Genomic DNA, 23283 nt, shown 5'->3' with positions numbered 1-23283 from the left:
GGGACGTCGGGCCGTTTCACCCCGAAGCGGGGGAACGGCCCATTCGTCTTGGGGCGCGGGCCCTGGAGGTCAGAGCCAGCCGTTGCGGCGAAAGCCCCGGTAGAGGGTGAGGCAGATGAAGGCGATGGTCCCGACGATCATCGGGTAGCCGAAGTGCCAGTGCGTCTCGGGCATGAAGTCGAAGTTCATCCCGTAGACACCGGTGATCGCGGTCGGCACCATGAAGATCGCGCCCCATGCGGAGATCTTGCGCATGTCCTTGTTGTCGGTGACCGTCACCTGGGTCATGTGCGCCTGCAGGATCGGGTTCAGCAGCTCGTCGTAGGCCTCGACCTGCTCGCGGACGCGGGTGAGGTGGTCCTCGACGTCGCGCAGGTACTCCTTGATCTCGGCGGGCACGAAGCGGCGGCCGGACAGGTTGCGCAGCGGCCCGGCGAGCGGCCCCACGGCGCGCTTGAGCTGGATGACCTCGCGCTTGAGCCGGTAGATGCGGCGGGCCTCGTCGGTGCGCTCCGGCGAGAACACGGCCTCCTCGACCTCGTCGATGTCCTCCTGGACGGCGTCGGCGACGCAGACGTAGCCGTCCACGACGCGGTCGGCGACGGCGTGCAGGACGGCGGCGGGGCCCATCGCGAGGCGCGCCGGGTCCTTCTCCAGCTGCCGGCGGACGGGGCCGAGCTCGCCGTGCGTGCCGTGCCGGACCGTCACCACGAAGTCCGGGCCGCAGAAGATCATGATCTCGCCGGTCTCGACGACCTCGGCCTGGTCGGGGCCGGTGGAGACGTAGCCGACCGTCTTCATGACGACGAAGTGGACGTCGTCGTAGCGCTCCAGCTTGGGCCGCTGGTGGGCGTGGATGGCGTCCTCGACGGCGAGCGGGTGCAGGCCGAACACCTCGGCCAGCTCCGCCAGCTCGGTGGCCGACGGCTCGTGCAGCCCGACCCAGACGAAGCCGGCGCTGTCGCCGTCGGGGGTGAGTCGGCCGTCGCGGATCAGGCGGACGGCGTCCTCGACGGTCGCGGTGGAGGCGCGGTGCCCGTCGATGTAGGCGGCCCAGTCGATGACGGCGGAATCGCGGGCGCGCCCCTGTACCTGTGCACCGTGGGTTCGCCCGCGGGCCTTGAACAGCGACTTGGTGGCGCGCGCAGGACGGACTCGTGTCATGGCCATGAGGTGCTCCTAACCCGCCGGCCACGCACGCAGGGGCGCGCTCGACCCGTTCGGATCGGCGGGCCCGAGGGCGCCGCGTCAGCGAGGGGAGCGCGCGAGAGCGATGGCCGGACGCCAGATGGAGGCGGACGGATGGACAGTCCTGTCCGGACTGTGAGGGTTCTCCGGCGAACTGCAAGTATCACCAGGACTCATCCCGACCACCTCCTTTCGCACCTCGACCACGGGGCGTCAAGCCCGTCGCAGCTTATCAGCCGACATATAAGACGCCGGGCCGTTCGGCGAGGTTCACAAGGAACGCGTGTGACGGCCGCCTCACCCGGGCCCGGCGGCGTCCGCCACACCGGCCGGCACTGTCCATAACGCCTTACCGCTGGGGCCTTATGCCCGCCTTACCGCCGACCACACCGAACCGCCCCGACCAGTAAGCTCGCGTGACGTGCGAGTACTCGTCCTTGGATCGGGTGGCCGCGAGCACGCGCTCGCCCGCGCCCTGCACCGCGACCCTGCCGTCACCGCCCTCCACTGCGCCCCGGGCAACCCGGGCACGGCCGAGATCGCGGACAACCACCAGCTCGACCCGCTCGACCCGACCGCGGTGACGGAGCTGGCCGCGCGGCTCGGCATCGAGCTGGTCGTCGTCGGCCCCGAGGCGGTGCTGGTGGCGGGGGTCGGCGACGCGCTGCGCCGGGCGGGCGTCCCGTGCTTCGGGCCCGACAAGGAGGCCGCGCGGATCGAGGGGTCCAAGGCGTTCGCCAAGGAGATCATGGCGGCGGCGGGGGTGCCGACCGCCGACGCCCGCGTCTGCGAGACCGCCGCGCAGGTGGAGGAGGCGCTCGACGCGTTCGGGGCGCCGTACGTGGTGAAGGACGACGGGCTCGCCGCGGGCAAGGGCGTCGTCGTCACCCGCGACCGGGACGTCGCCGCCGCGCACGCCGCGGCGTGCGGCCGCGTGGTGGTCGAGGAGTACCTCGACGGCCCCGAGGTGTCGCTGTTCGCGCTGTGCGACGGCCAGCACGCCGTCCCGCTGCTGCCCGCGCAGGACTTCAAGCGCGCCTACGACGACGACGAGGGCCCCAACACCGGCGGGATGGGCGCCTACACGCCGCTGCCGTGGGCCCCGGACGGCCTGGTGGACGAGGTGATGGCCAGGGTCGTCCAGCCGGTCGTGGACGAGCTGCGGCGCCGCGAGACACCGTACGTCGGGGTGCTGTACGCGGGGCTCGCGATCACGTCCGGGGGTGTCCGCGTGATCGAGTTCAACGCGCGGTTCGGCGACCCGGAGACGCAGGTCGTCCTGGACCGGCTGGCGACGCCGCTCGGCGTGCTGCTCCAGTCCTGCGCGATCGGCGGCCTCGACCCGGAGACCGCGCTGGAGTGGCGGCCCGGCTCCGCCGTCACGGTCGTCGTCGCGGCCGAGGGGTACCCGGCGGCGCCGGTGAAGGGCGGGGAGATCACCGGCCTGGACGAGGCCGCGGCCGTCGACGGCGCCTACGTGCTGCACGCGGGGACGAAGCTCGGCGCCGAGGGCCGGCTCGTCGCGGGCGGCGGGCGCGTCCTCAACGTCGTCGGGACCGGCCCGGACCTCGCCGCGGCCCGCGCCACCGCCTACGAGGCCGTCTCCCGGATCGGCTTGCCCGGCTCCCACCACCGCACCGACATCGCCCTCAACGCCTCCCAATCCTGACCGTTCCAGCTCACAGGGGGTTCCAGGGGGTCGCCCCCCTGGGCAGATGCGAGAATCAACCTCGTGATCGAGCGGTACACACTTCCGGAGATGGGACGCGTCTGGAGCGACGCGCACAAATACGAGCTGTGGTGCCGGGTCGAGACCCTCGTGGTCGAGGCCCACGCCGAGGCCGGCACGATCCCGCCGGAGGTGGTGGAGCCGGTGCGCAAGGCGCCGCCGCCGACGCCGGAGGCGGTGCACGAGATCGAGGCGGTCACGCAGCACGACGTGATCGCCTTCCTGTCGGCGTGGGCGGACAACACCGAGCCGCGCGAGGCGGCGCGGTACGTGCACTTCGGCATGACCTCGTCCGATCTGCTGGACACGGCGCTGGCGCTGCAGCTCGTCGAGGCCACCGACATCCTGCTCGCCAAGGCGGACACGCTGGTCGCGACGCTGCGCGACCACGCGCTGGCGCACAAGGCGACGCTGCGGGTCGGCCGGACGCACGGCATCCACGGCGAGCCGGACGTATGGGGCCACCGGGTCGCCGACTTCGCGTTCGCGATGGCCCGGTCCCGGGACCGGCTGCGCCGTGCGCGGGAGGCCGTCGGCGTGATGGCGATCTCCGGCGCGGTCGGGACGTACTCCAACATCGATCCCGCGGTCGAGCTGCACGTCGCGCGCAAGCTCGGGCTGCAGAGCGCGGACGTGTCGACGCAGGTCGTGATGCGCGACGGCATCTCCGAGTGGGTGTCGTGCCTGGCGATCATGGCGACGGTGTGCGAGGCGATCGCGCTGGAGGTGCGGCACGGGCAGCGCACCGAGGTGCGCGAGCTGTGGGAGCCGTTCGGCAAGGGCCAGAAGGGCTCGTCGGCGATGCCGCACAAGAAGAACCCGATCATCTCCGAGCGGCTCGCCGGGATGGCGCGGATCGTGCGGGCGCAGATCGTCCCGGTGCTGGAGGGCATCCCGCTGTGGCACGAGCGCGACATCTCGCACTCGTCGACGGAGCGGATCGCGCTGCCGGACGCGTCCATCGCGCTCGACTACATGCTGAACCTGACGAACCGGCTGATGTCCGGGCTCGTCGTGGACGAGGCCCGGATGACGGCGAACCTGGAGTCGACGGGCGGCCTGATCTACACCTCGACGGTGCTGCTGGAGCTGGTCGAGGCCGGGATGTCCCGCGACGACGAGGCGTATCCGCTGGTGCAGAAGGCCGCGATGGAGACGTGGGAGACGGGCGTGCCGTTCCGCGAGACGCTCCGCAAGCACGCCGCCGAGGCGGGCCTCACCCTGGACGAGGCGCGGCTGGACGAGGTGTGCCGTCCGGAGCGCTTCGTGCAGCGCCTCGACACGGTCTTCGACCGCCTCGCCGCCCTGACCTGACCCGCCTCTGGCCCGAGCCCTGGGAGCGACCGTGCCGGCGACCCTGACCGAGCTGAACGCCTATCCGCTGAAGAGCGGCGGCGGTACCGCGCTGCGCACCGCCGAGCTGACCGCGCGGGGCCTGCCGTACGACCGGGAGTTCATGCTCGTCGCGCCGTCGGGCCGGTTCCTGTCGCAGCGGGACTTCGCCGGGATGGCGCTGCTGCGGCCGACCTACGACGGCGAGGTGCTGACCGTCGGCGCGCCCGGCGCGTCCCCGTTCGTCCACAAGGCGGTGGACGACGGCGAGGTGCTGGACGTGACCGTCCACCGGCACGAGATGCAGGGCGTCGACCAGGGCGACGAGGCGGCCGGGTGGTTCTCGGCGCTGCTGGACGCCGACTGCCGGCTGGTCCGCTTCACCGGGCACCGGCCGACGACGCGGGGCGGCGGCGAGGCGATGTTCGCCGACGGCTACCCCTTGCTGGTCATTTCCGCCGAGTCGCTCGCCGATCTGAACTCCCGGCTGGACGCGCCGCTGCCGATGAACCGGTTCCGCCCGAGCCTGGTCGTCGAGGGCCTCGGCGCGTACGCGGAGGACTCGGTGCGGCTGCTGCGCGTCGGCGGGACCGTCATCGAGATGGTCAAGGCGTGCGCGCGGTGCGTGATCACGACCACCGACCAGGAGACCGGCGAGCGGGGCCGCGAGCCGCTGCGGACGCTGGCGTCCTACCGGACCATCGACCGCGGCATCCGGTTCGGCCAGAACGCCGTCCCCCGCACGCTCGGCACCCTCACGGTCGGCGACGAGGTGGAGATCCTGGAGACCGCTTAGCCGACGACTTCGCCGGTCTCGTTGCCGAAGCGGTCGCGCATGCGTGTCGGGACGATCTCGACGGTCAGGCCGGGCAGCGACGCGATCGGGGTGCGGCCCGCGACCGGGCGGAGCGCGGCGACGACGTCGTCCAGGGCGTCCGGCGGGAGGCTCACGTCGAGGCGGCCGTCCTCGGGTTCGACGACCGCGTACGCGCCGGCGGGCTGGAACACCATGCGGGTGTCCTCGGTCTGCAGGAGCAGCGTGCGGCCGAACGGCAGCCGGCCCCGCAGCGACTGCGCGATCGCCTCCGCCTGGAGCGCGCCGATCCGCAGCGTCGTGGACGCGCCGTCCAGCTCCCAGTGCGCCGTGTTCACGTACAGGGCGCCGCTGCTCGACCCGTCGCGCGCGATGCCGTCGCGGACGGCTTGCGCCAGCTCCGGGTCGGCGAGGAGCGAGCGCCGGTCGATGTCGGTGACGAACAGCGGCAGGTACGGCTCGACGGCCCGCAGGAACGAGGTGGCGTCCCACTGCCGGACCGCCTCGTACTCCTCCGTGGCGAGCCCGACGACCTGGAGGAACCGGACGCGGCCGTGCGGCGTGCCGATCTCGCCGAGCTCGGGGTCGGTGACGAACGCGACGGCGCGGATGTCGCAGTCCTCGCGGTCGGCGGCGATCGGGCCGTTGACGTTCATGTGGTGCCCGGGCTCGAACCAGTTCCCCGAGCTGAACACGTACCGGCCGAGGTTCTGCAGCAGGTTCGCCGCCCAGACCGGCGGCTCTGTTTCCGCCGGGTCGCGGGCGAGGCGGAAGGTGAACTCGAATCCCCAGCCGGACTCGTCCGGATCGCCGGACTCCTTGCTGTACAACTCGGACATTCCGTACGAAATGAAATGCCAGTGGGGGACGGGCTCCGTCCGCGCGTAGATGCTGATCCCGTCGAGCGGGTCGGGGCCGCCCAGCGCCCACTTCACCACGGTGCCGAGATGGTACGGCTCGACGTCCCCGTAGAGGGGGCGCAGCGCGGCGTCGATGGCGTCCCAGCCCGGCGACTCGTCCATGGATGATCACCCTAGACCCGCCGCGCCGCCGCCGTCCGGCGGACGCCCAGGCTCGGATTTTCCTCGGGAATGCGAACCTTTGGGCCGCTCTGGGGGTCTCACCAAGCAGACTGGCGCAAGGGTGACGCATGCGGACACCCCATCCCCGGACCGGTGGTTTACTGGGGGCGCGTTGGCGCAGCGGGACCGTTCGGCGCGCCCGGCCCCCGTGGTCCCCACCTTCATCGGGCAGGCACCTTAACCGCGTTTCGAAGGAGATATGGCGGAATGAGCATGGGCCACGAGGTTCGGTATCGCGTGCGCGGCGGCCGGCGGCTGCACGGCACCGTCTTCGTCCAGGGCGCCAAGAACGCCGTCCTGCCGATGATCGGCGCCTCGCTGATGGCCTCGCGCGGGCGCACGGTGCTCCGGAACGTTCCGATCATCGAGGACGTGCGGCGGGCGGTGGAGCTGGCCCGGGCGGTCGGCGCCAAGGCCGAGCTGCACGAGACCGAGCGCACCCTCGTCATCGACGCCTCCTCGCTCAGCAGCCCCGTGCTGCCCGGTGAGATCGCCTCCCGCTTCCGCGGCTCGTTCCTGTTCGTGCCGGCCCTGCTGCACCGGCTCGGCGAAGCGGTCATCGAGGGAGTCGGCGGCTGCAACCTCGGCAGCCGCAACCTCGACTTCCACTACAACGGCTTCAAGCGGATGGGCGCCACGGTCACCGAGCACGTGGCCGACAACGGCGACGGCATCATCCACATCAAGGCCGGCGACCTGCGCGGCGGCACGCTGTACTGCGACACGCCGTCGCACACCGGCACCGAGAACCTGATCATGGCCGCGGCGCTCGCGCACGGCACCACGCTGATCAAGAACGCGGCGCTGGAGCCGGAGGTGCTGGACAACATCGCCATCCTGCAGGCGATGGGCGCGAAGATCAGCGGCGGCGGCACCGGGTTCATCACCGTCGAGGGCGTCGACGAGCTGACCGCCGTCGAGCACACCGTCATGCCGGACCGCATCGACGCCGGCGTCTTCGTGATGGCCGCCGCCATCACCGGCGGCGACCTGAACCTCGTCGGCGCCACGCTGGAGCACCTCGGCGTCGCCGCCGACAAGCTCGAGCAGATGGGCGTCGAGTTCCACCAGCAGGGCGCGGTGCTGCAGGTCCGGCGCGAGCGCACGCTCCGCCCGATCAACGTGATCACCGACGAGTACCCGGGCTTCGCCACCGACCTGCAGTCGCCGATCATGGCGCTGTCCTGCCTGGCCGAGGGCCCGTCCTACATCTACGAGCGGATCTTCGACGGCCGGTTCAAGCTGGCCGACGAGCTGCGCAAGATGGGCGCCGACATCGAGGTGGACGGCAACCGCGCCAAGGTCAACGGCCCGCGCGGGCTGCGCGGCGCCGAAGTCCAGGCGCACGACCTGCGCTGCGGCAGCGCGCTGGTGCTCGCGGGCCTGGCCGCCGAGGGCGAGACGACGATCACCTCCGCCTACTACCTCGACCGCGGCCACGCGCACACCGCCGAGCGGCTGTCCCAGCTCGGCGCCGACATCGTCCGCGAAGCCGACTAACGGGCCTCCATAGCGGCTTCGGAGCGGCCCGGCGGGATGATCCCACCGGGCCGCTCCGCTGCTGACTGAGTGGTCATTCCGGCCGGGCGAATCGGCCGCATGTGGCCTTGGCTCTGACCCAATCGGGAGTGGTTCCTTACGGGGGTTGTCACAGCGCGACGGGAAACGGGGTGGACCAGTGGTCACCGGACGGTCACGCAAAGTCCGGTCCCGGCGGTCCGGCGGTGCGCATGGACAGCGCCCTGACCAGCGAAGAAAACGGAGTGGATCGCTCCACAGACGGCACTCCCGAGTCCGTTGGAAAATCACCGCGACGGCGCCTTCGGGCCGTCCGGACGGATCACTCGTCTTTCCGGAGCCGCCGACATCGGGTTGATCAAGTTTCGGCCCGCCGGTAAACCAAACGGTCACCGCGGGGGTCTCCTCAGTGGCCCGCAGCGCCCGGAGGTGGCCCTCCTGGCGTTTTCGGGTCTTGTTTTTCAACTTCGGACGTCCGAAGATGCAGGATCAAGACTGACCGATTGGTGACAAATTACTGACCAGGGGGTCCCGTAGGTTACTTTTTCGCCGCACTCTTGATTCGATTTCGCGTCTGGGCGTCACACATCGTCGCCCTGACCCGATCTGCCCACTGAGGAACGAATCGCACGGGAACTGCGGTGCTGGGTCAGAAGGCAGGGGCGACAAGCCATGAGACGACCGTTGGGCGGAGCGTGCGCGAACGCGTGGCCGGGGCCGTGCCCCCGAGAGGATGGACCGGAAGCGAGCGATCATCGATGACGGCGGCACGAACGGGCTCGGTCACGCCGGACCTGACCATCGGCGTGGTGGGTCCCCATGACCTCGTCGAGCGGGTCATGCTGATGGGCCACGGCCCCACGCCGGTGCCGAGCCGGCTGGTGGCCGCCGCCTACCGCGACGAGCAGGAGGCGGCCGACAAGGTCGTCCGGCTGGGCTCAGGGGTGGACGTCTGCCTGTTCGCCAGCCCCGTCCCCTACGACTTCGCGCGCAAGGCCGGGGTGCTGACCATGCCCGCGACCTACGTCCCGCTGAACGGCGCCGCGCTGCAGGGCGCGCTGCTGCGCGCCTCCCTCGACGAGCGCTTCGACCCGTCGCGGGTCAGCATCGACGTGCTCGGCCGCGCCGAGGTCGAGGAGGCCTACGCCGAGATCAACCTCGGCACCGAGCAGGTGCACCTGCGCGAGGAGGCCGCCGGGCCCGGCACGCTCGCCGCCTTCCACGAGCGGCTGTGGCGGCGCGGCGCGACCACCGTCGCGATGACCTGCGTGCACGCCACCGCCGAGCGGATGGAGATGGCCGGGGTGCCGACCATCCGGGTGCGCCCGACCGGCGCCTCCATCCGCAGCTCCCTGCAGACCGCCGCGCTCCTCGGCGCCCACCACCGGCTCGAGGAGTCGCAGCTCGTCGTGGTGCTGGTGGACGTCCCGACCCTGCGCGAGACCCCGCGCCGCGTCACCCCCCGGTACTGGCGGGACGAGCTGAAGCTCGCGCTGCACCGCGTCCTGCTCCAGGAGGCGCACCGGATGAACGCGTCGGTGTGGCCGCTGGACGACCACAGCTACCTGGTGATCGCGACGCGCGGGTCCGTCACCGCGTCCACCGAGGGCTTCCGGACGCCGCCGTTCGTCGAGCGGGTCCGCGAGGAGCTGGGCCTCGCGATCGAGGTCGGCATCGGGATGGGCCGCACCGCGCACGAGGCGGAGAACCACGCCCGCGCCGCGCTCGCCCGCTCGCAGAGTTCCCAGCGCGCGCAGGGCTTCGCGCTCGACCGGGACGGCCGCGCGCTGGTCCCGGCGCCGCGCACCCCGCCGCGCAGCCAGCCGCAGGCCAAGCCGAAGGGCCTGGAGATCCTCGCGCGGCTCGCCGACAAGCTCGGCGACCAGGAGCAGCCGCTGATCGTGGACGCCGAGAACGCCGGGAAGATGCTCGGGGTCACGCCGCGCACCGCCCGCCGGCTGCTGCGCACCCTCGTCGAGGAGGGCCTCGCCTGGCCGCTCCCGCCGAACCGCACCCCGCAGCCGGGGCGGCCGCGCCAGCTCTACCGCCTGATCGTCGAGAAGCTCGGCCCGGCGAAGGCCGGCTGACCGCCGGCCGCGTACGGCGGCCGCCCGTCGATGACGGTCGTCCCTCTCCTCAGGCGGCGGTGGGGCCGAACTGGCGGGTGAAGCGGGCGGTGAACAGGTCCGTGCCCTTGTACTCGGCGACCATCGCGGGCGACGCGACGGACGGGCCGTCCGGGGACGGCAGCTGCCCGACGCCGCCGCGGGTGCCGAGCGGGAGCAGGATCATCGGGTGCGGCTGCGGCCGGTAGACGGCCGTGGGCGGCTCGCCGTTCAGCCGGGCCCTGATGTTCGCGACGACGACCTCGGCGTGCCGCGTCGCCCACCCGGCCATCTTCGCCTCCGGGACGTCGGTGAGGTCGCCGACGGCGTAGACGTGGTCGTGCCCGGTGACGTTGAGGGTCTCGGTGACGCCGACCTGCCCCTGCGGGTTCAGGGTGGTGAGCCGGCCGTCGGCGAGGTAGCCGCTGTTGGTTCGGACGCCGTAAGCGCGGAACCAGATGTCGGCGCCGATCTCCTCGCCGCCGGTGGTGGTGGCGGTGAACGCGCCGGCCCGGCCGGGTTCGGTGGCGGGCGGCGCGGCGAGCGCGGTGCCGAGCCGCACCTCGATGCCGAGGTCGTCGAGCTGGCGGCGCAGGCCGGCGACGACCGCGGGCTCGAAACCGGGCAGCAGCGCGGCGGCCGGGTCGGCGACGGTGACGTGCTTGTCCGGCCAGGTCTCCTTGATCTCGCCGGCCAGTTCCAGGCCGACCGGCCCGGCGCCGAGGATCAGCACCCGGCCGGCGCCCAGCAGTTCCTTGTGGGTGCGGCGCAGGTCGTCCAGTGCCTCGTCGACGGTGTCGGACCCGGGCTTGGCAGGGTAGGCGTAGCTGGAACCGGTGGCCAGCACCAGGTGGTCCGCGTCGACGCGTCCGCCGGACGCCAGGGTGACGCCGCGGGGGTCGGCGGAGACCGCGCGGTCGCGGATGTGCCGGCCGCCCTCGGTGAGCAGCGTGGCGTAGGGGAAGAACATGTTCGGGGCCCAGTCGGGCCTGGTCAGCGCCCGCAGCGACGCGGCCGCGTTCACGAACGCGTCGCGCGGTTCGATCAGCACGACGTCCGCCTCCGGCTGCAGCGCCTTGGCGACCGCCGCGCCGCCGTACCCTCCGCCGATGACCGCGACCGTACGGCTCATGATGGCATCACTCCCGTTGGCGAATGCTTAAGTTCGTAATGCGAACGGTATCAGTTCGCACTACGAACAACAATCTCACGCTAAGGGAGGTGATTCCGCGGCGTCAGTGCGGGCGGTCCGCGGCGGCCCCTTCGTCCGGCTCCTTGAAGACCACCGGGACCTCGTTGTCCAGCACGACGCGGCCGAGCAGGCCCGCCAGCGCGTCCCGCTCGCCGGCGCTCAGGCCGGCCGCCAGATCGTCGACCCGCTTGCAGGTCTCGGCGTAGAACTCGTCCGCGAGCCCGGCGCCGCGCTCGGTCAGCGCGACCCGCACGGCCCGCGTGTCCCGGGGATCGGGCTCGCGCCGCACCAGCCCGTTGCGCTCGGTGCGGTCCACCAGGCCGGTGAGGCTCGACTTCGCCAGCCCCAGCGTCGACCCCAGCTCGCCCATGCCGTACGACCGCCCCATCAGCACGCAGAGCAGCTGCCCCTGCTGCTGCGTCAGCCCGTACTCCCGGGCCGACGCCGCGTACACGGCGTCCACCAGGAACGAGGACCGCACCAGCGCGGCCACCACCCCGATCCGGCCGTCATCATTTCTGCCCACACGGCCAGGCTAACACCCGAAGCCACCGATAATTCGTGCAGCGAACTGCCCTTGCGGTGGGACGCAGGGGGCCGCGGCTGCGACCGCCCGTGGCCTCGCGGGCACCGGGCGCACACGGGGGGCAACCGGAAACGGCCTTCCGGCCGCCCGGATCGAGATCACCAGGAATGGTATTGACCGATCAACTTCCGCCGTTCATCATGGCGGTCACGTGAGGCATCATCGCTGACCCCGGCCGGCCCGCCCGGGCGGATTCTCCAGCGCTGGGCGCGTGCCCTCGTACCGGTTCCTGCCATGTCCGGATTCACGGGAGCGCGCCGTGCACTCGACAAGCCCGTTCGCCGCTGCCCGCGCCGTCCGCCTGCCGCTGACCCGCGCCGGCCCGGTGCCCTTCCGGGCTTCCCCAGCACAGACCGCCTCTCCTCGTTGAACGCCCCACCCGCCGGGCGCCGGGGACCGCGCACCACCCGGGACGCGGGCCCGCCGCGCCGCACCGCACCCCGCCACTTCACCCCGCCAATTCCACCCTTCTCGCGCGCCATTCACCGGGCGCGCCATTTCGCCTGCCTTAAAGCGGAAATTAGCCGCTCCATCCAATAGAAACCAGAAAGTGTCTCAATCCGGCCAGGCTCTTGAATGCGCCCCGCGGAGATGTGCTTAATCGCCGTACCACCCCCTTGACACCTCGCGAAGGGAGCCACAGGTGTCACGTGTTCGCAAGCTCGCAGTCGTCGGAGCCGCTTCGGCCTCCGTCCTCGCGCTCGCCATGGCGCCGGCGTCCGCCGCCGGCACCACCATCCACAGCGGCAGCGCCACCGGCCCCGCCTACTCGGGCGGCGTCGTCGCGACGAACCTCGGCGACGTCTCGGTCGTCACCTCGCTCAGCAACGCCACCTGCACCTCGGCCGTCCAGAACGGCACGATCAACTCCGACGGCTCGAACCTGACCGTCACGTCGGCGTCGTTCACCGGCTGCACCAGCAGCCTCGGCTCCGTGACCGTGACCGCGCAGAGCCTGCCCTGGACCGGCGGCTCCGTCGTCTACGCACCGGTCTCCGGCGGCCACGACGGCACCATCACCGTCGCCCACTACACCGTCGGCGCCACCGTCTTCGGGCTCAGCTGCGTCTACTCCGGCACCCTCACCGGCGACGGCTACAACCCCGACAACCCGGGCCGGCCCGACACCTCCGTCGCGCAGGCCCAAGCCAAGATCACCAACGGCACCGTGACCAAGCAGAGCGGATCCTTCCTCTGCCCGGGCACCGCCACCGTGACCGCCGCCTTCCAGCTCGTCGGCAGCGGCGGCGAGCAGCTCTGGGCGGCCGCGAGCTGACCCGGCGACCGGGCCGCCCCGCCCTCCCCGCGGGGCGGGACGGCCCGGTCCGCGAGCGTCAGTTCCGGTGCGGGAACTCCTTCGCGACGGCCAGGAACGCGTCGTTCTCCTCCGGCGACCCGATCGAGACGCGCGCGCCCTCCCCCGCGAACGGGCGGACGCTCACCCCCTGCGAGTCGCACGCCGCCGAGAAGTCCATCGTCCGCTCGCCGAGCCGCAGCCACACGAAGTTCGCCTCCGTCGGCGGGACCGTCCAGCCGTCCGCGAGCAGCGTCCCGCGGACCCGGTCGCGCTCCTTCACCGTCCGCTCGACCCGCTCCAGCAGCTCGCCCGTCGCCGCCAGCGAGGCGATGCCCGCCGCCTGCGCCACCGAGTTCACGCTGAACGGCAGGAACGTCTTGCGGATCGCGCCTGCCACGACCGGGTGCGCCACCAGGTACCCGATCCGCAGCCCCGCCAGCCCGTACGCCTTCGAGAATGTCCGCAATACCGCCAGGTTCGGGCGGTCGCCGTACATCGTGAGGCCGTCCGGGACGGCGTCGTCGCGGACGTACTCGCGGTACGCCTCGTCCAGCACGACCAGGCAGTCCTCGGGGACGCGGTCGAGGAACGCCTCGATCTCCGCGCGCGGCACCACGGTCCCGGTCGGGTTGTTCGGGTTGCAGATGAAGACCAGCCGCGTCCGCTCGGTGATCGCGTCCGCCATCGCGGCCAGGTCGTGCGTCTCCTCTTCCAGCGGCACCTGGACGCCCGTCGCGCCCGACAGCGACACCAGCAGCGGGTACGCCTCGAACGACCGCCACGCGTACACGACCTCGGTGCCCGGCTCGGCGACCGCCTCCAGCAGCATCTGCGTCATGCCGACCGACCCGCAGCCCACCGCGACGTGCTCGGCGGACACGCCGCAGAACGCCGCGATCGCCTCGGTCAGCGCGGTCGCGTTGTTGTCGGGGTAGCGGTTGATGTCGCGCGCCGCCTCGGTGATCGCGTCCAGCACCGAGGGGAGCGGCCCCTCCGGCGACTCGTTGGACGAGAGCTTGAACGAGCGGCCCTCGGGCGACACCACGACCTTCCCGGGCTTGTAGGCCACGAACCGGTCGAGGACGGAGCGGAAGCGCGGAGTGGTTGCCTCGGACACCGTTGTCCTCCAGGTCTGCACAGGGGTGTTGGGGTCAAGCCTACGGAATGCGCCACGTCCCAGGTCAAAGCGGGACACGCCCCGCCTCAGAGGCCGGGGCCTCCCGCGTCACGCCGCGTTCTCCCGCATCATCCAGCACACCGCGACGATCCGGACGAACTCCCAGTCGCGCGTGCTGTCCGGCCACCAGCCGCGGTTGAACGCCTCCTCCGCGAACGACCGCAGGTAGCCCATCAGCTCGTCCTCGCCCGGCTCGCCCAGCTCGTCGCGCAGGCTCGCCACGTGCTGGTCGACCGCCGCCGCCAGCCCGGGGGACCCGGCCATCTCCGCGACGCCGGCCTCCCCGATGTCCCTGACGAGCAGGCCCAGCACTTCGGACGAGTCACCGTTCATAGGTCGCAAGCTAGCAATCCCGCCCGGATGCCCGCGACATCACCCCAGGTCAAACCGGCCTCCTCCCGTTGAGTTGTGGGGGGGGGGGGGGGGGGGGGGGGGGGGGGGGGGGGGGGGGGCGGCGGCGGGGGGGGCCCCGCGCCCCCGCGCGGGGGGGGGGGGGGGGGGCCCCCCCCCCCCCCCCCCCACCGCCCCCCCCCCCCCCCCCCCCCCCCCCCCCCCCCCCCCACAACTCAACGTTCTCAGGTGCGGGGGCGGAGCATGGGGGGGCGGAGCTGCTCGGCGTCGCCGCGGCGGTACAGGCGCGCCGGACGGCCGCCGTCCCGCGTCGTCGTCCGGTCGGTCGGGATCAGGAACCGGTCCGCGCCGGTCACCTTCCGGTGGAAGTTCCGCGGGTCCAGGACGGTGCCCCAGACGATCTCGTACACCCGGCGCAGCTCCGCGACGGTGAACTCGGGCGGGCAGAACGCCGCCGCGAGCGAGGTGTACTCCAGCTTCGCCCGCGCGCGCTCCATCCCGTCGCACAGGATCCGCCGGTGGTCGAACGCGGCCCGGTCGTTGTCGATCAGGTCGTCCACCGCCGTCCACAGCACCTGCGCGCGGCTGGAGGCGGGCAGGTCGGGCGCGAGGCCGAGGTAGGCGACGCTGACGACGCGCTGCCGGGGGTCGCGGTCGGGGTAGCCGTAGGTCGCGAGCTGCTCCAGGTGGATCCGGACGTCCGCGAGGCCCGCACGCTCGGCCATCAGCCGGGACGCGGCGACGGGCAGGTCCTCGTCGAGCTGGATGAACCCGCCGGGCAGCGACCACGCCCCGTCGTAGGGCGCCCGGTCCCGCCGCCACATCAGCGCGGACAGCCGCTGCTCCCGCACGGTGAGCACGACCAGATCGACGGAGACGGCGAGCCGCGGCACGGACATGCCTGGAGTCTATTGGGGCCCGGCGCCCCCGAACCCCGCCCGCGCAAGGCTCGCGGCCCCGCCCGCGCGGCCGGGGGCGCGGGTATGGCGAAGGCCCGGCCGCACCGGCCGGGCCTTGCGTCGTCGTGCGTCAGCTCTCGTCCGGGCCCGACGGCGCCGCGACGGGCGGGACGGGACCGGGGTGGCCGTTCACCGCGCTCTGCCCGTTCTGGCCGTTCATCCCCGACAGCAGCTGGCGGGCCAGCCCGAGGCCGGTGCCGCCGAGCGTCAGCGCCTTGGCGAGCATGTCCTCGATGCCGTCCGCGCCGTTCAGCACCACCATGTTGTCGACGTTGCCGAACACGCCCGCGCCCGCCTGGACGATCTCCGGCCACTTCTCCGCGAGCTGCTGGGCGATGACCGCGTCGGTGTTCTGCGCCAGCGCGTCCGCGCGGGCCTTGATCGCCTCGGCCTCCGCGAGGCCCTTCTGGCGGATCGCGTCGGCCTGCGCCTCACCGAGCAGCCGGGTCGCCTCGGCCTCCCGCTGCGCCCTCAGCTGCACCTCGGTCGCGGCGGCCTGCGCGTAGGAGATGCGCTCCTCCCGCTCGGCCTCCGCCAGCTTCACCTGCTCGTACGCGCGCGCGTCGGCCGGCTTGCGGACCTCGCTCTCCAGCCGCTTCTCGGTGCGCTCGGCCTCCAGCTCGGCGTTGCGGGTCTCCTTGAGGATGACCTCCTGGCGAGCCTGCTGCGCGGCCTGCTGCACCTGGCCCTCGTACTCCGCCTTCTTGATCTCGGTGTCCCGGATCACCGCGGCGTTCTCCCGCATGGCCTCCTGCTCCTTGCGGGTGGCCTCCTGGTTCCGCTCGGCCTCGGCGATGCGGGCCTCCGCGGCGACCTTCGCGGCGTGCGGGCGGCCCAGGTTGGTGATGTAGCCGGTCTCGTCGTCGATCTCCTGGATCTGCAGCGAGTCGACGACCAGGCCGAGCTTGCTCATCTCGTCGGCGGCCGAGCCGCGGGTCTCGGAGGTGAGCCGCTCGCGGTTGAGGATCAGGTCCTCGACGGTCAGGTTGCCGATGATCGAGCGGAGGTGGCCGGTGAACAGCTCGTGGATCGCCCCGTCCATCGACTTCTGCTGCTCCAGGAAGCGGCGCGCGGCGTTGGCGATCGAGACGAAGTCGTCCCCGACCTTGTAGATGACGACGCCGCGGACCTTCACCGGGATGCCCTGCTGGGTCACGCAGTGGACCTCGAGGTTGGCGGCGCGGCTGTCCAGCCGGAGCCGGCGGGCCGTCTGGAAGCCGGGCAGCACCGAGGTGCCCTTACCAGTGACGATCTTGAAGCCGAGGCTGTCCACCCCGTCGATCGGCTTGGACCGGGCTCCCAGACCGGAGATGATCAGCGCTTCGTTCGGCTCCGCGACGCGCCAGACCATCTTGAACAGGATGATCAGCACGATGATGGCGACGACCACGGCGATCGCCACCGCGACGAATGGCATGCGGCCTCCTCACTCTCGGCGGGCGGCCGGCCCGGTGGTGGCGGGTCCCGTCCGCGTTTTCCAGTAGACGCAGCGGACCCGCCGTTGGTTCGTCCCTTTTGCGGCAGTCTTCAGGACGCCAGGGCGTGCGCCACGTACACCGTCCGCGGCGGGTGGTACTCGACCACGACGACGATCGAGCCGACCGCGATCTCCTCGCGCGGATCGACCGGGTGGGCGTAGAAGGCCTCCGACCCGCCCCGGATCGCGATCATGACCTCGCCGACCAGCCCGGGGCCGATCCGGCCGGTCACCCGGCCCTCCTTGCCGATCAAGACAACCCCCGCTCGTATCCGTGTGCATCATCGCTTGCGATCTCGACACTAGAGGTCCGCGCGGGTTCGGTGAAGCGCGCTACCTGCCGAGGATCCGATGGGCCTGGGCGACGGAGGCGCGCGCGAGGGACTCGGCCTCGGCACGGGTCGCGTTCGGGCCGAAGACGCTCACGGAACCGAGGTAGTGGCGGCCCTGGAACACCACGTACCAGGTGTTCATGCGCTGGGCGCCGATGGTGGTGGCGACGCCGACCGTCCGCGAGCCGTTGCCGATGTCGCCGCGCGGGGTCTCGGTGATCCGGTGCTCGGCCCACTTGTCGCCGAGGCGGGTGCGGAACGTCAGGCAGCCGGGCGGGACGCGGGCCTCGACCTGCTTCTCGGCGTCGGCGTCCGCGACGCCCATGAGGGTCTCCGTCGCGGTCTGGCCGTCGCCCTTGACGAACGTGACGAGCGCGGTCGGCACGTCGGCGGCGACCTGCCTGCGGCCGCCGGTCTGGGCGTCCGCGCACTTCGGCTTGTCGAGGGTCGCCTCCTGGCGCACCTGCGCGGCGTTCCGCAGCGCCTTCAGCGAGCCGTACTCGCCGGAGTCGGGCTCGCCGCGCCAGTAGCCGGTGACCTGCTGGAGCAGCGCCTGCCCGAGCTGGTCGGAGGTGTAGCCCGTGCCGGCGGGCGCAGCGCGGGCGGGGCCGGGGACCGTCCCGCCGCCGGAGCCGCCGGAGCCGCCGCAGGCGGACGCCGCCGCGACCGTCGCCAGCACCGCGAGCGGGAGGAGCCTGTGCGCCATGCCCGCGACCCTAGGGGCCCGGCCCGCGCGGCACCCGGCCGACACGCGGTGCGGGCGGCAGGAGCACCCCAATGCGGGCGGGAACCCTCAATGCGGGGCGTTCCACAGGGCCGCGATCTCGGCCGCGCGCCGGACGTGCGGGGCCGGGTCCTCGCCGGCGAGGGGCGCGAGTTCGGCCAGCGTGCGGGCGGGCGGCGGCATCGCGACCGCCAGGCTCTCCAGCCCGGCCGGCGGGCCGTCCCGGTGCGGCAGTAGCACCTCGTACATCTCCGCCGCGCCCCGCGCGTCGCCGAGCGCGACGACGGTCATGGCGCGGAACGTGCAGAACATGGTGAAGAGGTAGTCCGGCTGGATCGGCGGGGCCGACTCGTACAGGCGGCGCGCTTCGGCGAGCCGGCCCGCGGCGGCGTGCGCGGCGGCGAGGACGTCGGCGGCCTGCGCCGGGGGCTCGCCGCGCCACAGGTCCTCGATCGTGCGGTCGACCGGCACGACCTCGCCGCGGGCCTCGCCGTCCTCGCGCTGCTGGCCCGGGGAAGCGCGAGGCGCTCGGCCTGGTGATGTGCGCGTTCTCGACGATCGCGGCCGGCGACATGGTCACCGTCCTCGCCCACCACGGCTCCAAGGCGACCGCGTTCGGCGTCCACGGCGCGACGGCCGCGGCGGTGCTCGCCTCGGGCCTGCTGCTCCTGCGCGCCGCCCGCCGCCGCTGAGCCGGCGGACTCCCCGATCATGCCGGTGGCGCGGCCCGTCCGCGCCGCCGGCGCTACTGCTGTTCTTCGTCGGCCCGCTCGTTGTAGACGGGGGCGTACTCCTGGCCGGACATCTTCTGGATGGCCTCGACGATCTCGTCGGTGATGGCGCGGCGGGCCTTGGCGGGCGGCAGGTCGCGGTAGTGGGAGAAGTCCATCGGCGGGCCGATGCGGACGGTGGGGCGGGGGCCGAAGACGCGCGGCTTGGACGCCCCGATCGGCTGGATCTTCTCGGTGCCCTCCAGCGCGACGGGCAGGACGCGGGCGCCGGAGTGCAGGACGAGCCAGCCGACGCCGGTGCGGCCCCGGTAGAGGCGGCCGTCCGGGGAGCGGGTGCCCTCGGGGTAGATCGCGAAGGCGCCGCTGTTGGCGAGGACGTCGCCGGCCTGCTCGAGGGCGCCCATCGCGGCGCGGCGGGCGCCGCGCTTGACCGGGACGTGGCCGAGGTTGGTGAGGAACCAGCGGACGAAGCCGCGCTTGAGGCCGCCGCCGGCGAAGTAGTCGGCCTTGGCGATGTAGGTCACCGGCCGGGGGACGGCGAGCGGGATGATGAAGCTGTCGATGAACGACAGGTGGTTGCTGGCGACGATGAGCGGCCCGTAGGAGGGCACGTTCTCCCCGCCGATGACCCGCGGGCGGAATAGGAGCCAAAGGATCGGACGCACCACTCGCGTCATGAACGTGTAGAACACCCAGCCTCCTGTCATTCGCACCGCCACTGTAACCTCTGTGCCGATCCGTCCCCGGGTCAGCACCTGCTTTTCTGACCGTGCGGGAGGTAAGAAATGGTTCAACTGCTGGTCACGGAGGGTGCCGGTGGACTATTGGGGGCCTTGATCCCGGGGTGGGACTTCGGTCACATTGGAGAGGTGCGGCAATCGTGAAACCATTTCCTACCATCCGGTAAGTTCCGCTGGAGTAAGTTATTCGGGGGCCGGACGCGGCAAGCCGGGGAACGCGGGCACGGGACCCGCGCGGCCCGGGCGCGGCCGGGCGTTACGGTCCGGGACGCGGGAGGGCGACCCGGTCCTTATCCCGGGAAGTGCTTGGATTGCGGGCAGGGGTGCGCAATCCTGAGGAGTCACCTGAGGTGGATACCAGGTGCGTGGAACCGGGGTGCCCTTGGAGGCGGGGCGAGAGGTGGCCATGGACTTCGACATCAACCTGATGAAGGACGAACGCTGCACCCTGGTCCGGGTGCAGGGCGACATCGACGTGGTCTCCCGGGCGCGCTTCGAGGAGGCCCTGTTCGAGGTGGTCGACGCGGGCGAGCCCATGGTCGTCGACATGCGGCAGGTCACGTTCTGCGACTCGACCGGCCTGAACGCGATCGTCGCGGCGAACCGGCGCGCCGGGCAGCACGGCGGCACCGTGGCGCTGGTGGCGCTGCCGCCGCGCGTGCAGCGCGTCTTCCGCATCACCGGGATCGACAAGTTCGTCCCGATCTACGACACGCTGCGGGAGGCGATCGGCGCGCTGCCGTCGACGACCGCCTGACCGCGACCGCAGACGACCCGGGCCCGCCGGGGGCGTCAGGTGCAGCCCTCGAACTGCGGGACGCTCGTGGTGAGCTTGAGCCCGGACTTGCCGAACCACTTGGTCAGCAGCCGCGCCGCCGTGCCGTCCTGGTACATCGCGGTGATGGCCCGGTTGATCTGCTCGCAGCCCTCCAGATCGCCCTTCTTCAGCCCGACCCCGTACTTCTCGTCGGTGAACGGCGCGTTGATGATCTTGCCGGGGCGGCCGGCCGCGAACCCGGCGAGGATCAGGTCGTCGGTCGAGACCGCGTCCAGCTTCCCGGCGGCGAGGTCGTCCATGCACGCGCCGTAGGTCGGCGCCTGCACCGGCACCGCGGCGATCTTGCGCTCCTCGATCACCCGCCGCCACGAGTTCGACCCGGTCACCGCGCAGATCTTGCGGCCCTTCAGGTCACGGACGGCGTGGATGGTCGTGTTGCCCGGCGCGACCAGCGTGTCCTGGTGCGCGACGTAGTAGGGCCCCGCGAAGGTCACGGCCCGCTTGCGCTTGGCGGTGATCGAGTACGTCGCCACGATCATGTCGACGGTGCCGTCGGCGAGGGCCTTCTCGCGGACCGAGGAGTTCGTCGTGCGCCAGGTGATCCGGTCCTTGCGCACGCCCAACTTCCCGGCGATGTAGGTGGCGACGTCGACGTCGAAGCCCTGGTACGTGCCGTCCTTGCCCTTCACGCCGAGGCTCGGCTGGTCCTCCTTCACGCCGATGGTCAGCGCGTGCTTGTGGGCGATGGTCGGCTCGTCCGCCGCGCCGATCCCGCACGCCGGCAGCGTCCCGGCGGCGGACAGGACGGCGCAGGAAAGGGCGGCCGTGCGCAGGAAAGGGCGGCGGGCGGAACGGGGACGGGCGGCGCGCATGGGTCGGTTCTCCTCCGGTCAGCGGAACTCGGCCAGCCGGGGACGGACCCCCGCGACGATCAGCAGGGCGATGACGGCGGCGGCCGGCGGGACGGCCTTCCAGCCGCGCAGCCCGCCGTCCGCGTCCTTGATCTGCTTGGTGAACGCGTCCTGGTGCACGGCGATCAGCGAGCCGAGCGCCGCGTCGTAGGCGTCGAAGTGGCTGATCGCGCCGGACTGGCGCCCCATCCGCATCGTGATCGCGCCGTTGCGGTCGCCGGACGCGGCGAGCGACCGCATCTCCTGGTCGTCGCCCTGGACGACGATGTACGCGCGCAGCGTCCGCTGCACGGCGTCGGCCTCGCGGGCGTTGCGCACCGCGGCGGCCTCGTCGGCGAAGAAGCCGAGGAACGGGGCCGTGCCCTTGTGCGGGCGGTACGGCCCCACCTTCTGCTTCAGGCCCGCGTAGTAGTTCTCCAGGTTCAGCGGCTTGTCGCCGATGTCCGGATAGACCACCGAGAGCGACTTGTCGAGGTAGGTCTGCTCGTAGGTGTCGGCGCGGCCGGGGTCGAGGAGGTAGCGGCTCTGGTCCGCGAACGCGCTGTGGCTGATCGCCCGCGCGCGCGACAGCGACAGGACGGAGTCGAAGCCGTCCTCCTTCGCCTTCTTCATGTGCCCTGCCTGCGCCGACAGCAGGCCCGCGCCGGCGGCGGTGAGCGCGACCGTGCCGAGCGTCGCCAGGACGAGCGCCGGGTTCAGCATCCGCCGGAACGTCCGCGCCAGGTACAGCTGCGTCGCGACCAGCAGCAGCAGCGCCGCCGCCCCGGCGACGATCACCCAGTCGCGGCCGGTGAGGACCGCCGTCCGCTTCGTCTCGTACGCCTGCCGGACGTGCGCGCCGGTGTCGAGCGTGATGTTGTACGCCTTCGGCAGCAGCTCCAGCTTCATCAGGTCGGTCGCCTGCCGGTAGGCGTCGACGACCTCCTTCGGCGGCTCCCCCGCCGGATGGTCGGCCTTCTGGTCGAGCTGCATCGCCGACCCGACGAGCCGCTCGTACCGGCCGAGGCCGTCGAGGACGTCCTGGACGGTCTGCCGCAGCGCCGGGTCGCGCCCGGCGAGCTGCGCGGCCTGCACCGCCGCGGCGTCGGCGTCCGCGCGGCGCTGCTCGTAGGCGGCGAGCATCCGGTCGTAGCCGCTGCCGAGGTCGTGCTGGCGGCCGATCAGCAGGATGCTGGAGACCTGCGCGTCCATGTCGCTGAGCGCGAAGTACAGCGTGCTCGTCGCGACGACCTGCGGGCCCGCGTCGTGCCCGATCGTCTGGACGGAGTCGCGCGCGTTCCCGACCGCGACCGTCAGCACGGCGAGCAGCGCGACGAGCGCGGCCAGGACGAGCGCGACGTGCGCGCGGATCCGGCCGGGGATCGTGCGCAGCCAGCGGCCGCGCGCGAACGTCGCGAGCCGGCCGCGGCGCGCCGGGGGAGCGGCGGGCGGGGCGTCCGTGCCGGGAGCGGCGGCGGGCGCGCCGGGCGGCCGGGCCCCGGGCGGCGCCGCCGGCTGCGCGGGCGTCATCGTCATGGGGAGCCCTCCTGAAGGGACAGCGTGATGGTCGTCCAGGCGCCGACGTGGACGCGGTCGCCGTCGCCGAGCGGCACCGGCATGTTCACGGCGATCGGGTCGGCGCCGCCGTTCACCGTCGTCCCGTTGGTGGAGCCGGGGTCGACGAGGAGCCAGCCGCCCTCCGGCCGGGCGATCAGCACCGCGTGCAGGTGCGAGACGCCGGGGTCCTCGGGCGGCCCGCCGAGGTCGATCTCCGGGACGCTGCGCCGGGACGCGCTGCGCCGGCCGATCCTGATCTGCTCGCCGACCAGCGGGACGCGGCGCTCCGGGCAGTACGGCGGGAACTCCAGCGATCCCGAGTCGGGGCCCTCCTGCGCGATCACCGAGGCGTAGTACTCGCGGTCCGCGGTGATCAGCGCCGACCAGCGGGCCGGAGCCGGGGAGTCCGGCGCGGGTCCGGGCTCGGGTCCGGGTCCGGCGGCGGGCCGCTCGCCGGGCCGGGCGGTGCCGGTCGCGAAGTCGTAGCCGCAGTTCTCGCAGAACCGGCCGCTGCGCGGGGTGCCGCAGTCGGGGCACTCCTCGGGCGCCGGCTCCTCGGCCGCCGGGCGGGCGGCCGAGCCCGGCCCGGCGGGGTCGGCGAGCGCGATCGCGCCGCGCTCGACCCTGCTGAACTCGGCGCGCGGCGCCCCCTCCATGAGGTCGCCGCACACGTCGCAGTAGTCGTCGGCGGCGGACACGTGCCCGTTCGCGCAGATCGGCATGG

Annotated in this window: 23 protein-coding genes; 8 read left to right on the top strand and 15 right to left on the bottom strand. The window is 72.6% G+C overall.

All coding sequences use genetic code 11. The features are described from left to right. Positions 1 to 69: 69 nt before the first annotated feature. Entirely contained in the window at positions 70 to 1170 is a 1101-nt protein-coding gene (locus tag F8568_RS42135; protein WP_151599731.1) for a magnesium and cobalt transport protein CorA, read from the bottom strand. Between the two features lie 439 nt (positions 1171 to 1609). Between F8568_RS42135 and purD the strand changes: the two genes are divergently transcribed. From purD to F8568_RS42120, 3 genes are all read left to right on the top strand, one after another. Next, the gene (gene purD, locus F8568_RS42130; RefSeq protein ID WP_151599729.1) at positions 1610 to 2857 is read left to right on the top strand and encodes a phosphoribosylamine--glycine ligase; all 1248 of its coding nucleotides are present in this window, start codon (positions 1610 to 1612) and stop codon (positions 2855 to 2857) included. A gap of 63 nt (positions 2858 to 2920) precedes the next feature. Then, a complete protein-coding gene (gene purB / locus F8568_RS42125; protein ID WP_151599727.1) occupies positions 2921 to 4231 on the top strand; it encodes an adenylosuccinate lyase in 1311 nt (436 codons plus the stop codon). Between the two features lie 31 nt (positions 4232 to 4262). After that, on the top strand, positions 4263 to 5045 hold the full coding sequence (locus tag F8568_RS42120; RefSeq protein ID WP_151599725.1) for an MOSC domain-containing protein: 783 nt from the start codon (positions 4263 to 4265) through the stop codon (positions 5043 to 5045). Here F8568_RS42120 and F8568_RS42115 read toward each other — a convergent pair. Beyond that, positions 5042 to 6085: a suppressor of fused domain protein gene (locus F8568_RS42115; protein ID WP_151599724.1), complete on the bottom strand. Its 1044-nt coding sequence runs from the start codon at positions 6083 to 6085 to the stop codon at positions 5042 to 5044. The genes F8568_RS42120 and F8568_RS42115 overlap by 4 nt on opposite strands. 273 nt (positions 6086 to 6358) lie before the next feature. Here F8568_RS42115 and murA point away from each other — a divergent pair, with 273 nt between their 5' ends. Then, positions 6359 to 7645, top strand: a complete 1287-nt coding sequence (gene murA / locus F8568_RS42110; protein ID WP_151599790.1) for a UDP-N-acetylglucosamine 1-carboxyvinyltransferase — start codon at positions 6359 to 6361, stop codon at positions 7643 to 7645. A gap of 776 nt (positions 7646 to 8421) precedes the next feature. Next, positions 8422 to 9750 (top strand): transcriptional regulator, encoded by a 1329-nt coding sequence (locus F8568_RS42105; protein ID WP_202125990.1) that lies wholly within the window; start codon positions 8422 to 8424, stop codon positions 9748 to 9750. Between the two features lie 49 nt (positions 9751 to 9799). Here the strand turns inward: F8568_RS42105 and F8568_RS42100 are convergent, their stop codons facing one another. Next, on the bottom strand, positions 9800 to 10900 hold the full coding sequence (locus F8568_RS42100) for an NAD(P)/FAD-dependent oxidoreductase (RefSeq protein WP_151599722.1): 1101 nt from the start codon (positions 10898 to 10900) through the stop codon (positions 9800 to 9802). Positions 10901 to 11003: 103 nt separating this feature from the next. Continuing rightward, on the bottom strand, positions 11004 to 11486 hold the full coding sequence (locus tag F8568_RS42095) for a MarR family winged helix-turn-helix transcriptional regulator (RefSeq protein ID WP_151599720.1): 483 nt from the start codon (positions 11484 to 11486) through the stop codon (positions 11004 to 11006). Positions 11487 to 12189: 703 nt separating this feature from the next. Here F8568_RS42095 and F8568_RS42090 point away from each other — a divergent pair. Next, positions 12190 to 12822: a hypothetical protein gene (locus F8568_RS42090; protein ID WP_151599718.1), complete on the top strand. Its 633-nt coding sequence runs from the start codon at positions 12190 to 12192 to the stop codon at positions 12820 to 12822. 58 nt (positions 12823 to 12880) lie between these two features. Here F8568_RS42090 and hisC read toward each other — a convergent pair whose 3' ends face one another. The 7 genes from hisC to F8568_RS42050 all read right to left on the bottom strand — a co-directional run bounded on the left by hisC (position 12881) and on the right by F8568_RS42050 (position 18334). Beyond that, a complete protein-coding gene (gene hisC / locus F8568_RS42085) occupies positions 12881 to 13960 on the bottom strand; it encodes a histidinol-phosphate transaminase (protein WP_151599716.1) in 1080 nt (359 codons plus the stop codon). A gap of 108 nt (positions 13961 to 14068) precedes the next feature. Beyond that, complete coding sequence (locus F8568_RS42080; protein WP_151599714.1) at positions 14069 to 14353, bottom strand: DUF6401 family natural product biosynthesis protein; 285 nt, start codon at positions 14351 to 14353, stop codon at positions 14069 to 14071. 242 nt (positions 14354 to 14595) lie between these two features. Continuing rightward, positions 14596 to 15270 (bottom strand): NUDIX hydrolase, encoded by a 675-nt coding sequence (locus F8568_RS42070; protein ID WP_151599712.1) that lies wholly within the window; start codon positions 15268 to 15270, stop codon positions 14596 to 14598. Positions 15271 to 15400: 130 nt separating this feature from the next. After that, the gene (locus F8568_RS42065) at positions 15401 to 16747 is read right to left on the bottom strand and encodes a flotillin family protein (RefSeq protein WP_151599710.1); all 1347 of its coding nucleotides are present in this window, start codon (positions 16745 to 16747) and stop codon (positions 15401 to 15403) included. A gap of 110 nt (positions 16748 to 16857) precedes the next feature. Next, positions 16858 to 17040 carry a hypothetical protein gene (locus tag F8568_RS42060; protein ID WP_151599708.1) on the bottom strand — a complete coding sequence of 61 codons (183 nt, stop codon included), beginning with the start codon at positions 17038 to 17040 and terminating at the stop codon, positions 16858 to 16860. A 100-nt stretch (positions 17041 to 17140) separates the two neighbouring features. After that, the gene (locus F8568_RS42055; RefSeq protein ID WP_151599706.1) at positions 17141 to 17845 is read right to left on the bottom strand and encodes a hypothetical protein; all 705 of its coding nucleotides are present in this window, start codon (positions 17843 to 17845) and stop codon (positions 17141 to 17143) included. 87 nt (positions 17846 to 17932) lie between these two features. After that, complete coding sequence (locus F8568_RS42050) at positions 17933 to 18334, bottom strand: hypothetical protein (protein ID WP_151599704.1); 402 nt, start codon at positions 18332 to 18334, stop codon at positions 17933 to 17935. A gap of 68 nt (positions 18335 to 18402) precedes the next feature. Between F8568_RS42050 and F8568_RS42045 the strand changes: the two genes are divergently transcribed. Continuing rightward, complete coding sequence (locus F8568_RS42045; RefSeq protein WP_151599786.1) at positions 18403 to 18555, top strand: DUF4267 domain-containing protein; 153 nt, start codon at positions 18403 to 18405, stop codon at positions 18553 to 18555. A 53-nt stretch (positions 18556 to 18608) separates the two neighbouring features. Here F8568_RS42045 and F8568_RS42040 read toward each other — a convergent pair whose 3' ends face one another. Continuing rightward, complete coding sequence (locus F8568_RS42040) at positions 18609 to 19286, bottom strand: lysophospholipid acyltransferase family protein (protein ID WP_151599784.1); 678 nt, start codon at positions 19284 to 19286, stop codon at positions 18609 to 18611. A 454-nt stretch (positions 19287 to 19740) separates the two neighbouring features. On the opposite strand from F8568_RS42040, the gene F8568_RS42035 reads away from it, so the two are divergent. Continuing rightward, positions 19741 to 20091: an STAS domain-containing protein gene (locus F8568_RS42035; RefSeq protein WP_151599702.1), complete on the top strand. Its 351-nt coding sequence runs from the start codon at positions 19741 to 19743 to the stop codon at positions 20089 to 20091. Positions 20092 to 20126: 35 nt separating this feature from the next. Here F8568_RS42035 and F8568_RS42030 read toward each other — a convergent pair whose 3' ends face one another. Genes F8568_RS42030 through F8568_RS42020 form a run of 3 tightly spaced genes read right to left on the bottom strand, consistent with a single transcriptional unit; the run spans position 20127 to position 23281 of the window. After that, positions 20127 to 20984 carry a glutamate ABC transporter substrate-binding protein gene (locus tag F8568_RS42030; RefSeq protein WP_151599700.1) on the bottom strand — a complete coding sequence of 286 codons (858 nt, stop codon included), beginning with the start codon at positions 20982 to 20984 and terminating at the stop codon, positions 20127 to 20129. A gap of 18 nt (positions 20985 to 21002) precedes the next feature. Continuing rightward, positions 21003 to 22538 carry a hypothetical protein gene (locus F8568_RS42025; RefSeq protein ID WP_236010019.1) on the bottom strand — a complete coding sequence of 512 codons (1536 nt, stop codon included), beginning with the start codon at positions 22536 to 22538 and terminating at the stop codon, positions 21003 to 21005. Next, a complete protein-coding gene (locus F8568_RS42020) occupies positions 22535 to 23281 on the bottom strand; it encodes an FHA domain-containing protein (protein ID WP_151599698.1) in 747 nt (248 codons plus the stop codon). Before F8568_RS42020 ends, F8568_RS42025 begins: the two co-directional genes overlap by 4 nt. Positions 23282 to 23283 lie beyond the last annotated feature (2 nt).

This window comes from Actinomadura physcomitrii, from assembly GCF_008923205.2.
GTDB classification, from domain to species: Bacteria; Actinomycetota; Actinomycetes; order Streptosporangiales; family Streptosporangiaceae; genus Spirillospora; species Spirillospora physcomitrii.
This window is presented reverse-complemented; position numbering and strand designations above follow the sequence as displayed.

Coding starts and splice junctions, on each gene's coding strand:
- F8568_RS42030 (WP_151599700.1), bottom strand. CDS start 20,984: ATGCGCGCCGCCCGTCCCCGTTCCGCCCGCCGCCCTTTCCTGCGCACG.
- F8568_RS42135 (WP_151599731.1), bottom strand. CDS start 1,170: ATGGCCATGACACGAGTCCGTCCTGCGCGCGCCACCAAGTCGCTGTTC.
- F8568_RS42020 (WP_151599698.1), bottom strand. CDS start 23,281: ATGCCGATCTGCGCGAACGGGCACGTGTCCGCCGCCGACGACTACTGC.
- F8568_RS42045 (WP_151599786.1), top strand. CDS start 18,403: ATGTGCGCGTTCTCGACGATCGCGGCCGGCGACATGGTCACCGTCCTC.
- F8568_RS42105 (WP_202125990.1), top strand. CDS start 8,422: ATGACGGCGGCACGAACGGGCTCGGTCACGCCGGACCTGACCATCGGC.
- F8568_RS42025 (WP_236010019.1), bottom strand. CDS start 22,538: ATGACGATGACGCCCGCGCAGCCGGCGGCGCCGCCCGGGGCCCGGCCG.
- F8568_RS42070 (WP_151599712.1), bottom strand. CDS start 15,270: ATGTCCGTGCCGCGGCTCGCCGTCTCCGTCGATCTGGTCGTGCTCACC.
- F8568_RS42055 (WP_151599706.1), bottom strand. CDS start 17,845: ATGGCGCACAGGCTCCTCCCGCTCGCGGTGCTGGCGACGGTCGCGGCG.
- F8568_RS42115 (WP_151599724.1), bottom strand. CDS start 6,085: ATGGACGAGTCGCCGGGCTGGGACGCCATCGACGCCGCGCTGCGCCCC.
- murA (WP_151599790.1), top strand. CDS start 6,359: ATGGGCCACGAGGTTCGGTATCGCGTGCGCGGCGGCCGGCGGCTGCAC.
- F8568_RS42035 (WP_151599702.1), top strand. CDS start 19,741: ATGGACTTCGACATCAACCTGATGAAGGACGAACGCTGCACCCTGGTC.
- F8568_RS42100 (WP_151599722.1), bottom strand. CDS start 10,900: ATGAGCCGTACGGTCGCGGTCATCGGCGGAGGGTACGGCGGCGCGGCG.
- F8568_RS42080 (WP_151599714.1), bottom strand. CDS start 14,353: ATGAACGGTGACTCGTCCGAAGTGCTGGGCCTGCTCGTCAGGGACATC.
- F8568_RS42065 (WP_151599710.1), bottom strand. CDS start 16,747: ATGCCATTCGTCGCGGTGGCGATCGCCGTGGTCGTCGCCATCATCGTG.